We start from the raw sequence: 10505 nt of genomic DNA on the forward strand, positions 1-10505 counted from the left end.
TCAGTCCCTGATCCCGGCGCCGACTTCACCCGCCAGGCGCGCGGCCAGGGTGGCACGGCCCAGCAGCTCGCGCATCTGGCCCGGCCCGCCCTGATCGAAGGCGTCCAGAATGTCCCGGACCTCGTCCAGGCTCGATGCCTTGCGCAGGGCCTCCAGCATCGCCCCCAGTTCGCCCTCGACGGCCTGCTGCATGTCACCCTCGGCGATCAGCTGATCGATCAGCCCATCGACGCTGTCGGCGGCCTGCTGCGGGACGGCCGACGCGGCAATCCGGACCACAGGCTCCGGCTCGGACAGGGAGATAGGCGGCGCGGCCGGGGGCGCGTCACCCAGCACCTCTTCCCCATCTTCCGGGATGCGCAGGTTGAAGGCGCGATAGACATCGGCCGTGGCGATCCGCAGGCCGGGCGGACGGCGCTCGATCAGCTTCAGCAGCCTGTCCGCATCGACGGTCTCGGGCCTCTCGAAGCGGATGTTGGGCAGAGGAATGGCCTGTCCGGCGGGGAAGCTGACCCGCCGGATCGCCCCGGCGATGTCACGCTGCAGGGTTGCGGCCAGCTGTTCGGCATCGGCGTCCCGAATATCGTCGCGCACGTTCTCGTGGATCTTGCCCACTGCGTGCCCGCCCGCGATGGCATCCGTGGTGGCTACCTGTCCCAGGATGCCCTTCGAAAGCTGCTCGTCCCACCAGCGGCTCTTGCCCTCATAGAGCTTCTCGGCACCGGTGGCTGTGGCCGCCACGATGTCGACCTCCATCGACTTCGGCACGATGGCCGCCATGTCGACGCCGATCTGCCGGACTGCGCGCAGCAGGGTCTGGCGGTCGGCCGGCGTGGCCGAGCTGTCATACTTGCCCAAGCGAAGTGGATGCCCATAGGCCTCGCAGAAGATGGCCCAGTCCTTGACGGTGAAGTTCTTGAACATGAAGGCCCAGGCGGCAAGTCGCGCCAGACCGCCCCGGATCGGAAGGCCGGATTTCGCCTTGGCCATGTGGATCACATAGCTGTCGGGCCGCAGCGGCTGCGGACCGGCATTGTCGCGCAGATAGAGATGGCGACCGTTGTCTCGATCGAACTCGAACCAACGCGGATCGACCCAATCGAGATCGGCGATCGCGAGCTGCTTGCCCTGGCGCTCCCAGACGATCTCGCAGACGGAATAGCCCTTTCCCAGGGCGTTCATCATGTCGATCAGCGACGTCCGGACCCCGGCGGAGTTCAGCGCCGTCCGGGTCATCTCGGCCAGATCGGCCGCGGCCCCGCTCTCATCGCCCGGCTCGACATGGATTTCCAGGGACCGGATGGCCCGCTTCCTGACGCCCAGCACGGCGGAATAATGCAGGTCCTTCTCTTCCATCTGCTCGGCCAGTTCCAGATAGGCCGTCGCATCCCCCGTCTCCGCTTCGCGCAGGATCGAGGCAAGACGCACAGGCGCCAGGCCATCTGCAGGGTGGCCCGTCTGGATCTGGCGCACAGATCCCAACGCGGGCACGGCCTGCCGCTCCAGCAGTTCCGTCTCGGGGATCCGCTGCATCGGCCGCCCGAACTGATCCAGAACCGCCATCACCATGCTCCTTCGCCATTGCCCCAGCGGCTGCCGGGGGCGTCTTCCTCGTTATCGTCCCGATCGGGCGCGGCCCAGCGCGACCGCGCGCCCGGCACGCCCTGATATTCGTAGCTGCTCTCGCCCATGTCGGCCGCGGACACGGCCAAAGCGCCGGCCCAGAACCGGTCGGCATGGCCATCACTGTCACCATCGGCGATCAGTCGTCGCGTGCCGGTCAGACCGACCTGCGACTTGATCGAGTGCAGGTCGGCCCGCAGAACCGGATCACCGGCGGGAATGCGCATGCGGCGGTCCTGCGCCTTCTCCTTGAGGCTGGTCGCGATATCCAGCTTTACCGCAGCCGAGAACAGGACGCCCTCGACCCGATCCTCGCCATGCCGACGCTTGGCATCCTCGACCGGCTTCTCGCCCATACCGGTCTGGTCAATGCGCAGCCGCACGACGCGGTATCGCCGCATCACTTCCGCCAGCAGCGCGTCCTGCTCGGCAAAGCTGATCCTGCGGCGCGCGATGATCTCGCGCGTCCACAGCACATCGCCGACCAGCTCCATCACCCAGATCACGAAGAGGTCGTTGCGCGCCGCGATATCGACGCCGACAAAGCACATGCCGCCCTTGTAGAGACCGGGCTTGCCCGCCTCGTCATGCTCGATGCCCGAGATCAGGTCATAGTCCAGCCAGGCCGATGCCTCATCCAGCCATTTCAGCTCGTATTCCTGCGCCCAGGCATCCTCATCGGCCATGCCCTGGCGCAGCATGTCCACATCGCGCTCCAGGCCCTCGGCCACCGCCTGATAGATGTCCACGACATGGCGCGACCAGACGCTGCCCTCGGCAGTCATCAGCTCGTAGAACTTGTTGCCCTTGCCGTTGGGGGTCGAGATGACCCGCAGTTTCTGACGGCCCTTCGAGATGACGGGGAACAGCGCAGCCCAGATGTCGCGCGATTTGGCGTGAAAGGCGAACTCGTCCAGGATGACGTTGGCGCTGAAGCCGCGGGCGGTATCGGGGTTCGCAGGCAGCGCGGTGATGCGGCTGCCATTCGGGAACGCGACCTCCAGCGCCTTGTAGACCGCGTCCGGCCCCTTCTCCTGGGGCGCGCGGAACTCTCCTTCGGAAAAGGTCGGCTCGCCCCCCTTCAGGACGGTATTGTAGACCTCGTAGAGCGCCTTGGTGAACGGCTTGATGACCTCGGTCATCATCTCGGCCGCCTGCCTCTCGCCGCGCGACAGGATCACCCAGCGCGCGCGGCGATCCTCGGCCCAACCGCGAAAGCAGTCATCGGCGCATTCGCCCCCCGTGGTGAAGGTCTTGCCGGTCTGGCGGCTGAACATGCCGATCTTGAAGCGGCTCTCGTCCTGGATCCAGCGCTGCTGATAGGGTAGGAACTTCACGACCGGCGCAAAGGGCAGGCTCATGCGCGATCCTCCTCGCGGACCAGTTCGGCAAAGCCGCGCAGATAGGTCAGGTCATCCAGCAGCCGCTCGATCTCATCCGCGCCACGGCGCATGCTGCGACAGGCGCCGTCCATCATGCTGCCCTGGACATGGCGTCCGTCCAGCGCCGCGGCCTGCGCGCGCAGGTCGTTGACGATCTGGCGCGATGAGGCCATCACGAAAAGCCCATGATGCGCCGGGCCTTCTCGGCAGCCTCGGCGTCGATGTCGCCCGACACGACCGCCGCCTCAAGGCGCTCGGCCTGCGCCTTGCGCTCTGCCGCCATCATCGACTGCCGGATCCCGGCCGAGGCCATGATGTCCTTCAGCATGCGGCCGATGAAATGCAGCTCCTTGGGGTCGATCTCGTCGCCGTCCTTCTCCATCTTGGCCTCCATGGCCTTGAAGGCCAGGGCGGTGACCATCTGGAACAGGACGTTGTGGCGCTTGGCCTCCTCCTCCAGGCCGTTCTCGGTCATCCATTCCTGCGCCCAGGCGCTGGCGGTCTCCTGGGTCTTCACGAAAGCACGGTATTCCTGGCTGAAGCGATGCACCGTCGCATGGTGGAAGGTCACGACCTTGCCGGCCTCTGCCAGCTTGTCGTTCAGCTCCTCAGTGACGGCGATGTAATCTGCGAAGCCGCGCTCCCGCAGCGTGTCCTGCAGCCAAGCCCGGATCTCCGGGGGCAGCTGGTCGACCTTCCGGGGCGGGGGCATGTTAGATCCTCGGGCGGGGGCGTTGCACGCCGGGGTGGGTCGCCAGACCACGCGCCAGATCGACGCCGCGCCGGGAGGCGGTGACCACGATGAAGGGGGCGGACGGATCGCAATCGACAAAGCCCTGCTCGCGCAGCCAGGCCAGCTCGGTCACCAGCGCGTCGAACGAAAGCGGCAGCCCCAGCTTGGCCAGGACATCCTGGAGGATCGACGCATTGGAGACGTATTCTGGCACATCGGCCAAGTGACGCAGCACCGCGAGGCGCCGGTGGCGGCTGACATCCTCCGCATAGCTCATGACTTGCCTCCACGCATCAGATGGTCTTCCTGGCGGCTCACGACCGCCTCAAGCCGCGACATGATCTGGGATTGGCCCTGGACCGAGGCGCGGATCTCGCGCATTTCGCCTCTCATGTCCGAAAGAGACAGTGAGAGGCTGTGCAGGTCCTCCTTGCGTGGAAGGCTCTGAAGGGCCTGCTCGACCGAGTGGATGCGCTGCTCCTGGCGATCAAGGCGCTCCCCGCATCCGTCGATCCGCGCATCGACCGTCTTGTTGCGCATGCGCCAAGCCCCAAGGATCGCGAGGGCCAAGGTCGCAATCAGGCCAAGGGTGATGGTCAGATCGAAGGTGAAGTTCATTGCTCCGCGGCCCCCGCGCCCGCGGCCCGAAGTTTCGCCTCGACGATCGACCGCAGGACACCCGGTCCCGGCGCCAGCTTCGCCAAAGCGTCGGGCACACTGGTCTCGACATGATCGATGGCAGCGTTCACGGCCATGGCGGGGGGCAGCCCGCGGGCCAGCGCCGCCATGAGGCCGGACATGACGGCCGAGTGCAGCGCCTCGCGGTGGCGGCTCTCGATCTCGATGCCCCAACGCTCGCGGGCGGCCTTTGCTGCGCCATTCAGGATGATGGTCAGCAGGGTGCCGAACAGCGCGACGAGCGCGGGGATCACGGCGGCGGAAATTTCGGCGAGCAATGCGTCCATCTGAAATACCTCAGCAGGGTTGGGTGTAGGCGTCGACGATCCAGCCTTCCTGGCCGTCGAACATCACGAGGGACCACGCCCGGCCATCGAAGTGGCCGGTCCGCAGCACCGGGACCACCGTTCCGGTCGAAATGGCGCGGATCACGTTGGGGTTGAAGCTGGGCCAGCGGCGCATGTTCAGCCCCGCCGCCGCAATGACGCGGACCATGGTCGCAGTCGGAACCGGTTCGGATGCCGCCTCGGCCACCAGATCGGCGGGATCATCGCGGCCCAGGATGCGGCTGCGCAGCTGTTCCAGCGGAAACAGCGGGTTCGTGTCCACCTTCCGGCCAGGCGAGACATACCAGTGCGTCGTGATGTCCTTCAGCGTCGGGATGCCGGCGAACAGGGCCGACAGCAGCTCCTGCAGCGCCTCGATCTGAGCGATGGAATACGACATCCATACGCCTGGCCCGTGCTCAGGGGTCGTCATCTCGACCAGGTCCGCCCGGTCCTCGCTATCGGCGAACATCTGGCCGAACCATGCGCGGGCCTCACGGTTCGCCCGATCTGCCCAGACCATCCGCCCTGGGTTCACGATCTCGATGCCGATGGAGAAGGCGTTGCAGTCGGCGCGGCCGTGATAGCTGGACTTTCCGGCATGCCCCGCGCGGCGGTTGGTCGGCACCTGCTGCTCGATCGAGCCGTCGCGCTCGACAACGAAATGGACGCTGACCCCAGCCGGGTTGTCGCGCAAATAGGCCGCGCTGTTGCCCGGCGTCAGACGGCCGGCCGTGTCATGCAGGATGACGATCTCGGGCGTAATCGCGCCACCAATGGACTTGGCGGCGCGATAGGGAATGCCCTCGATCCTGTGGTTCTTGACGCGCATCCACTGTCTCCGCTGGCGGGCCCGTCACGGTCCCGATCATGATCGGGAGTGCCATGGGGCGCGGCAAACAGGCGGGGGGATGCAGTCCAGAGGCTCAGTGCGCCTGGTCGTCGAACAGCGGCAGCGTCAGCTGGTCCTCTGAGCCCAGCTCCTGGCGCATTCGGGTCCGCAGCTTGTGGACCCAGGCGGCGGTCACGCCGAACTCGGCCGCGATCACATTGGCCGAGCGCTTGGGCTGGGTCAATCCGGCCTCAAGAATTGCTGCGCGCAGGCGGTTGGCGCCCGCCTCACGGTCACGCGCGGCGGGGTTGGGGATGTCGACGGCCATGCCCGCAAACCGATCAGACAACCATGCCACGACATCCTCGCCGACCTCGATTGCCAGCTTCGAGCCTGAAGCCGAGGCCGGGATCTGGCGGCGCTGTCCCCCGGCATTGGCCAACAGCCGCAATGCGGCCGCTGCGCCGAGATCAGCTTCCAGCTCGTCGATCCACGCGTCGATGGGGCGGCCTGCGGGTGACATCAGCGCAGGGTCCTCCGAAGGCTCATGCTCACAGGAAGAACGGTCACCACAGACGGGCCGCGGGGATCCGCCCGGCCGATCAGGTAGACATGCCCGTCGATGACGACCGATGCCGCCCCCGCATCGGACGCCGGCTGCAGGCGATGCGCGATGTCGCGACGCAGTGCCTCGATCTCGAAGCCGCCGACTCGCTCCAGATAGCGGATCACGGCGTGGTCGGTGACACCCAGGCGCTGGTTCATCGGATCACCACCCCTGCGCGCTCGCACATGTCCTTCAGTGCCCGGATCACGTCGTTGATCTGACCCGCATCCCGCAGCGCATCGACGTCAATGGGCACCGATTGCCATTTGCCCTCGAAGCGCGACCGCACAAAGGCATTCAGCCCTGCGCGGCCTGGCGTTCTCAGCGCTCCGGCCTCGCCCAGCTTGCGCCACAGGACATGCAGGAACCGCAGGTCCGAACGCGGGGCGGGGGCATGCCCCCGCCCGGGCGCACGGCCCTTGTCGCTGGTGAAATGGGGGCTTCCATAGGGCTTGAAGCCCCGGCTCTTCAAAGCCTCGATCACCAGACGAAGCTCGTCTTCGGTCATGCCGGACATGCTTGCCTTGCCGGTGGCGACGAGCTGCAGGTCGCGGCGGGTATCGGCATCCAGCCCCAGCTGCTTGCAGGCGACATGGATCATACGCTTGAGGCTCAGGGCGCTCATCACAGCCTCCCGATCTGCTGGGCTTTGTGCCCGCCATTCATCGCGTGGGCCAGCTGCACCTGACCGCCCGCAAAAGACCCGGACGCCGCGGCCGATGCGAACCGGACATATTGCTGCGGCATCGAAACCGGCGCGCATACAGGCATCCGCTGGTCGCGGACAGCGACGGCCTTTGCTCGTGCTGCCTTGTCCACACCTGATCGGAACATCTGGAACAGACGCCCTTCAAGCCGCTCGACCATACCGATGGTGAAGTCCTGGACAGCCTTCCGCCTTGTCGTCAGCGTCCGGCGGCGCCGATATTCGGACGTCTTTTTGAAGTCTTCGACGGCACGGTCGATTGCCCTGTCACAGACGGTGGTCAGATAGACCGCGATTTCCGGACCTGGCGCGCGGCCCAAATAGATCACCGCAGGGGTCCAGTCCGACCTGATCGTGCCGGCGCAGTTGGTGCACACGGCAATCACACCGATCAGTGAGGTGCGCGATGTGGGGCGCTTGGTTCGAAGGGGGGCCTCCGCCTCTTCGAACTCGATCTCGTCTTCGCTGAGCCCGCATTCCGCAAGGATCTGGGCCATCTTCGCAGCCGCGGCCATCGCCTCGGCTTCCGCGGTGCCCTTGCCCTGCGCAGTGGCGCGCAGGGCTGCAAGGCGCTTGCGGAGCGCGTCATCCATCAAGCGCCCCCCGCATACAGGATGCCCCAGACGCCCCAGCAGACCGCCTGGGCGATCAAAATGCCGACAGCCGCGAGGGTGTTGTCCCAGGACGGCAGCTTGACGGTGCAGGGTTCTTCCCAGTCCACCGTAGCGCCGACGACCCGCAGGATAAGGCCGGACAGCGCCGACAGGGTCACGGCCAGAATGAACAGACCGATCTCCATGTCACGCACTCGCCAGGTCGATGGTGACCGCCCGGCGCGGGGCGTCATGGCTGTCCCGCATCCAGAAGCGGATGTAGGATTTCGATCCGGTGATGCGCATGGCATCGCGGATCGCCTGCATGGCCCGCTTCCACCGCTCGTCATCGATGTCCAGGCGCAGCAGCATGAAGATCTCGGACCGGTTGATCTGGCCTTCCTTGTCGGTGTTGAAGGCCCGGGTGACGATGGCCCGGATCTCGGCGCGTGCGTTCTCGGCCCATTCGTTCAGGCACTCGTCCACCAGCGTCTTGGCGATCTGCAGTTCGGGGCCGAACTCGACCTGATCCTGGACGCGGACCTCGACCTCGAACAGGCCGTCATGCGTCTTGTAGCTGCGGTTGCCCTTGGGGCCACCCTTGCGCGTGTCATACTCCTGCGCCAGCAGCGCGTCGAACTCGCCCAGGTCCGAGACGGTGTGGCCCTTGAACCGGCCGATCTGGTCGCTCAGCGCCAGGGCAAAGCCCATGATGCGGCGGACGGTCTCGTCCTCCAGCTGGACCTGAGGCTTGATCAGCTCGACCGGGACCAGGCCGCCCTTTGCGTCGGGCATGTATCGCTTGGCGCCGACCTGGACGATGCCGTCGGGGATGGGATGGGGGGTGAATTGGGTCATCGGACTTCTTCCTTCTCTCACCAGCCGCGCAGGCCGATTTCGGTGGGTTTGCCGACGGTGTTTCCGTCGGCGTCGTAGGGGATGATTTCGCGGAGGGTCACGTCGCGGTCAGCCAGGATCACCGGCAGATCGCCATGGTCGCGCATGATCGCCTGCAGCCGGGCGATGACGGCGCTGGCCAGCATCGGGCGAGCGGATGCCATGTCAGCCATGATCTCGTCATGATCAGGCATCATGCACCGCCCCCGAGGACATGACCTCGATCATGGCAAGACCTTCGGCGCGAATCTCGGCCAGCAGCTCGTCCAGTGTGGCGGTCGGATCGGCCTGCTCGACCGACATGGATGTCAGGACGATGGTGGCGGCATGGATGCAGGCCAGATAGCCGCTCGAATGGCCTTCGATGAAGGCCAGGATGAAATGGGCCATGTCGCGCACCGCGACCGTTTCGGCATCCATGGCAGGAACGGCGTCAGGCATCGGTCTTGCTCCTGTAGCGGGGGCAGGCATGGCAGGCGCGATACATGCGCACCCGTTGCGAATTGACGTTCACGAAGCGGCTGGCCTTGGCCTGCCAGTCGCGGCACTCGTTCGTGGGCAGCGTGCCAAGGGCGGGGCATTCGATTACGGCCAGCTCGAAGACGCCGCGATAGACCTCTTCGACGGCCTCAAGGCTGCCCTTGTAGCTGTTGGCCAGCACGGCCGAGACCAGCGATGCCGAACGGTTCATCCGCGTCGCGACCTTGCTCTGGCTGGTCGATGCACAGGCCGTGGCCAGCCCCAGAACCCAGTCCGGCATCTCGTCACCCCAAGCGGCGCGCGCCTTCTCGACGGGGCCGATCATCGACCGCCTCCGGGCACATGCACCTGTTGCGTGTTCGGGTCGAAGACATGCTTGACCCGCTGGATCTGAGGCGGCAGCGGTCCCGAGTTGCGGATCAGACGATAGACGGCCTGCCGCCCCTTGCTGGGCTCGGCCTTCTGGACGACGCGCAGGAACCCGGTCTTCAGCAGCATCTGGCAATAGGATTTGGCCGTCCATTCGGTGACCTCGACATCAGTGGTCGTGGAATGGGCGGCCAGATCGCGGGGGCTGAACTCCGCCAGCCCCCGCATCGAGCGCCATAGGTTCTCGACACCGGCCCCCTGCGTCACGGGCTGGCCTGCACGGTTGAGGCGCGGGGCATGGAAGCCGCGATCGTCGATCAGCCTGAAGCCGCCTTCATCCAGCGCCTCGACAACCCTGCCGGGAACCAGGCACCGCAGATAATCGGCTGTGGTCTTGCGATCTGCACCGGTTGCCGTGACCAGCATCTCGGCCGTGAAGACCTTGTCGCCATGGCTGCGGATCGCCTGCCAGATTTCCTGACGGCCGGGTGTCGCCGATCCGGCCGGGCGGCGCCCCGCCTTGCGCGCGCCGCTCATGCCGAGATCCTCCGGGGTGCGGGGGCATGGCCGGTGAAGAAGCCCGCCTTGCCCCAGTCCCTCCGGGTCACCGCCTTCAGGCCCTTGGTCAGCGCGAACTCCCGGACGCGGTCCAGGTTGATGCAGATCCGCCGGATCGAGGCGTTGCTCTCCTTCAGCAGATAGGCCAGCAACTCCTCATCCAGATCGACACCTGCGCAATAGATGCGCGCCAGGTGCTTGACGTCGCCCAGATCGCCCGGCTGCGCGGGCACCCAGTCCAGCATCCGGCCATGGACCCGTTCCCATTTCTGCAGCTTCTGCGGCAGCAGCTCCTCGCCGATCAGGATCACGGTCGCGCCCGAGCTCTCATAGATGTCGCGGACGATCTCGATCATGTTGCGCCCGATCAGCTGATCGGCCTCGTCGATGATCAGCGGACGGCCCGACTTGGCGATCTCGCCCGCGATGTCGTCGATCATGTCCGCGATGGTGCGGGCCGGCGGCAAGCCGAGGTCCTGCAGGATCGCGCTGCACAGCTTCTTGGCCGTCCAGGCCGATTTGACCTGCACCGTATAGGCCCGGTAGCGGTTCGCGGCGTAGACGGCGGCGGTGGTCTTCCCATAGCCAGAGGGGCCATAGAAGGTGGCCATCCCGGGCAGGCCAAAACCACGTTTCTGGACGCGGTCGATCAGCTCGACCAGGGCGCCGACATTCCTCAGCGGCGCGACGGTATTGTAGAGGGTGCGTTCTTCTGTCATCG

19 protein-coding genes are annotated in these 10505 nt (G+C 66.2%); all 19 read right to left on the reverse strand.

The window, feature by feature from the left end; genetic code table 11:
* The 19 genes from AC2SGK_RS12615 to AC2SGK_RS12705 all read right to left on the reverse strand — a co-directional run bounded on the left by AC2SGK_RS12615 (window position 1) and on the right by AC2SGK_RS12705 (window position 10503).
* Entirely contained in the window at window positions 1-1563 is a 1563-nt protein-coding gene (locus tag AC2SGK_RS12615; RefSeq protein ID WP_488323882.1) for a DUF935 domain-containing protein, read from the reverse strand.
* Complete coding sequence (locus tag AC2SGK_RS12620; protein ID WP_488323883.1) at window positions 1563-2984, reverse strand: terminase large subunit domain-containing protein; 1422 nt, start codon at window positions 2982-2984, stop codon at window positions 1563-1565. The genes AC2SGK_RS12615 and AC2SGK_RS12620 overlap by 1 nt, the downstream gene beginning before the upstream one ends.
* Window positions 2981-3178 (reverse strand): hypothetical protein, encoded by a 198-nt coding sequence (locus AC2SGK_RS12625; RefSeq protein WP_411836715.1) that lies wholly within the window; start codon window positions 3176-3178, stop codon window positions 2981-2983. The genes AC2SGK_RS12620 and AC2SGK_RS12625 overlap by 4 nt, the downstream gene beginning before the upstream one ends.
* A complete protein-coding gene (locus AC2SGK_RS12630) occupies window positions 3178-3717 on the reverse strand; it encodes a phage protein Gp27 family protein (protein WP_411836716.1) in 540 nt (179 codons plus the stop codon). The genes AC2SGK_RS12625 and AC2SGK_RS12630 overlap by 1 nt, the downstream gene beginning before the upstream one ends.
* A gap of 1 nt (window position 3718) precedes the next feature.
* Window positions 3719-4015: a VpaChn25_0724 family phage protein gene (locus tag AC2SGK_RS12635; protein ID WP_488323884.1), complete on the reverse strand. Its 297-nt coding sequence runs from the start codon at window positions 4013-4015 to the stop codon at window positions 3719-3721.
* Complete coding sequence (locus AC2SGK_RS12640) at window positions 4012-4356, reverse strand: DUF2730 family protein (protein ID WP_411836718.1); 345 nt, start codon at window positions 4354-4356, stop codon at window positions 4012-4014. Before AC2SGK_RS12640 ends, AC2SGK_RS12635 begins: the two co-directional genes overlap by 4 nt.
* Window positions 4353-4703: a hypothetical protein gene (locus AC2SGK_RS12645; protein ID WP_411836719.1), complete on the reverse strand. Its 351-nt coding sequence runs from the start codon at window positions 4701-4703 to the stop codon at window positions 4353-4355. The genes AC2SGK_RS12640 and AC2SGK_RS12645 overlap by 4 nt, the downstream gene beginning before the upstream one ends.
* 10 nt (window positions 4704-4713) lie before the next feature.
* Window positions 4714-5574 (reverse strand): N-acetylmuramoyl-L-alanine amidase, encoded by an 861-nt coding sequence (locus tag AC2SGK_RS12650; protein ID WP_488323885.1) that lies wholly within the window; start codon window positions 5572-5574, stop codon window positions 4714-4716.
* Window positions 5575-5668: 94 nt separating this feature from the next.
* Complete coding sequence (locus tag AC2SGK_RS12655; RefSeq protein WP_488323886.1) at window positions 5669-6097, reverse strand: hypothetical protein; 429 nt, start codon at window positions 6095-6097, stop codon at window positions 5669-5671.
* A complete protein-coding gene (locus tag AC2SGK_RS12660; protein WP_488323887.1) occupies window positions 6097-6339 on the reverse strand; it encodes a hypothetical protein in 243 nt (80 codons plus the stop codon). Before AC2SGK_RS12660 ends, AC2SGK_RS12655 begins: the two co-directional genes overlap by 1 nt.
* Window positions 6336-6806, reverse strand: a complete 471-nt coding sequence (locus tag AC2SGK_RS12665; RefSeq protein ID WP_488323888.1) for a gp16 family protein — start codon at window positions 6804-6806, stop codon at window positions 6336-6338. The genes AC2SGK_RS12660 and AC2SGK_RS12665 overlap by 4 nt, the downstream gene beginning before the upstream one ends.
* On the reverse strand, window positions 6806-7480 hold the full coding sequence (locus AC2SGK_RS12670; RefSeq protein ID WP_488323889.1) for a DUF7168 domain-containing protein: 675 nt from the start codon (window positions 7478-7480) through the stop codon (window positions 6806-6808). The genes AC2SGK_RS12665 and AC2SGK_RS12670 overlap by 1 nt, the downstream gene beginning before the upstream one ends.
* Entirely contained in the window at window positions 7480-7686 is a 207-nt protein-coding gene (locus AC2SGK_RS12675) for a hypothetical protein (protein ID WP_488323890.1), read from the reverse strand. Before AC2SGK_RS12675 ends, AC2SGK_RS12670 begins: the two co-directional genes overlap by 1 nt.
* A 1-nt stretch (window position 7687) precedes the next feature.
* Window positions 7688-8338, reverse strand: a complete 651-nt coding sequence (locus tag AC2SGK_RS12680; RefSeq protein ID WP_488323891.1) for a DUF3164 family protein — start codon at window positions 8336-8338, stop codon at window positions 7688-7690.
* 17 nt (window positions 8339-8355) lie between these two features.
* Window positions 8356-8571: a hypothetical protein gene (locus tag AC2SGK_RS12685; protein WP_488323892.1), complete on the reverse strand. Its 216-nt coding sequence runs from the start codon at window positions 8569-8571 to the stop codon at window positions 8356-8358.
* Entirely contained in the window at window positions 8564-8818 is a 255-nt protein-coding gene (locus tag AC2SGK_RS12690) for a hypothetical protein (protein ID WP_488323893.1), read from the reverse strand. Before AC2SGK_RS12690 ends, AC2SGK_RS12685 begins: the two co-directional genes overlap by 8 nt.
* Window positions 8811-9182: a hypothetical protein gene (locus AC2SGK_RS12695; RefSeq protein ID WP_488323894.1), complete on the reverse strand. Its 372-nt coding sequence runs from the start codon at window positions 9180-9182 to the stop codon at window positions 8811-8813. Before AC2SGK_RS12695 ends, AC2SGK_RS12690 begins: the two co-directional genes overlap by 8 nt.
* Complete coding sequence (locus AC2SGK_RS12700; RefSeq protein ID WP_488323895.1) at window positions 9179-9763, reverse strand: hypothetical protein; 585 nt, start codon at window positions 9761-9763, stop codon at window positions 9179-9181. The genes AC2SGK_RS12695 and AC2SGK_RS12700 overlap by 4 nt, the downstream gene beginning before the upstream one ends.
* Window positions 9760-10503, reverse strand: a complete 744-nt coding sequence (locus AC2SGK_RS12705; RefSeq protein WP_488323896.1) for an AAA family ATPase — start codon at window positions 10501-10503, stop codon at window positions 9760-9762. The genes AC2SGK_RS12700 and AC2SGK_RS12705 overlap by 4 nt, the downstream gene beginning before the upstream one ends.
* Window positions 10504-10505: the final 2 nt, after the last annotated feature.

The organism is Paracoccus sp. NIOT.M2S5SZ12, from assembly GCF_057748165.1.

Bases quoted from the DNA above. Each gene is read 5' to 3' on its own strand.
- AC2SGK_RS12615 (WP_488323882.1), bottom strand. From the start codon at position 1,563: ATGGCGGTTCTGGATCAGTTCGGGCGGCCGATGCAGCGGATCCCCGAG.
- AC2SGK_RS12620 (WP_488323883.1), bottom strand. From the start codon at position 2,984: ATGAGCCTGCCCTTTGCGCCGGTCGTGAAGTTCCTACCCTATCAGCAG.
- AC2SGK_RS12625 (WP_411836715.1), bottom strand. From the start codon at position 3,178: ATGGCCTCATCGCGCCAGATCGTCAACGACCTGCGCGCGCAGGCCGCG.
- AC2SGK_RS12630 (WP_411836716.1), bottom strand. From the start codon at position 3,717: ATGCCCCCGCCCCGGAAGGTCGACCAGCTGCCCCCGGAGATCCGGGCT.
- AC2SGK_RS12635 (WP_488323884.1), bottom strand. From the start codon at position 4,015: ATGAGCTATGCGGAGGATGTCAGCCGCCACCGGCGCCTCGCGGTGCTG.
- AC2SGK_RS12640 (WP_411836718.1), bottom strand. From the start codon at position 4,356: ATGAACTTCACCTTCGATCTGACCATCACCCTTGGCCTGATTGCGACC.
- AC2SGK_RS12645 (WP_411836719.1), bottom strand. From the start codon at position 4,703: ATGGACGCATTGCTCGCCGAAATTTCCGCCGCCGTGATCCCCGCGCTC.
- AC2SGK_RS12650 (WP_488323885.1), bottom strand. From the start codon at position 5,574: ATGCGCGTCAAGAACCACAGGATCGAGGGCATTCCCTATCGCGCCGCC.
- AC2SGK_RS12655 (WP_488323886.1), bottom strand. From the start codon at position 6,097: ATGTCACCCGCAGGCCGCCCCATCGACGCGTGGATCGACGAGCTGGAA.
- AC2SGK_RS12660 (WP_488323887.1), bottom strand. From the start codon at position 6,339: ATGAACCAGCGCCTGGGTGTCACCGACCACGCCGTGATCCGCTATCTG.
- AC2SGK_RS12665 (WP_488323888.1), bottom strand. From the start codon at position 6,806: ATGAGCGCCCTGAGCCTCAAGCGTATGATCCATGTCGCCTGCAAGCAG.
- AC2SGK_RS12670 (WP_488323889.1), bottom strand. From the start codon at position 7,480: ATGGATGACGCGCTCCGCAAGCGCCTTGCAGCCCTGCGCGCCACTGCG.
- AC2SGK_RS12675 (WP_488323890.1), bottom strand. From the start codon at position 7,686: ATGGAGATCGGTCTGTTCATTCTGGCCGTGACCCTGTCGGCGCTGTCC.
- AC2SGK_RS12680 (WP_488323891.1), bottom strand. From the start codon at position 8,338: ATGACCCAATTCACCCCCCATCCCATCCCCGACGGCATCGTCCAGGTC.
- AC2SGK_RS12685 (WP_488323892.1), bottom strand. From the start codon at position 8,571: ATGCCTGATCATGACGAGATCATGGCTGACATGGCATCCGCTCGCCCG.
- AC2SGK_RS12690 (WP_488323893.1), bottom strand. From the start codon at position 8,818: ATGCCTGACGCCGTTCCTGCCATGGATGCCGAAACGGTCGCGGTGCGC.
- AC2SGK_RS12695 (WP_488323894.1), bottom strand. From the start codon at position 9,182: ATGATCGGCCCCGTCGAGAAGGCGCGCGCCGCTTGGGGTGACGAGATG.
- AC2SGK_RS12700 (WP_488323895.1), bottom strand. From the start codon at position 9,763: ATGAGCGGCGCGCGCAAGGCGGGGCGCCGCCCGGCCGGATCGGCGACA.
- AC2SGK_RS12705 (WP_488323896.1), bottom strand. From the start codon at position 10,503: ATGACAGAAGAACGCACCCTCTACAATACCGTCGCGCCGCTGAGGAAT.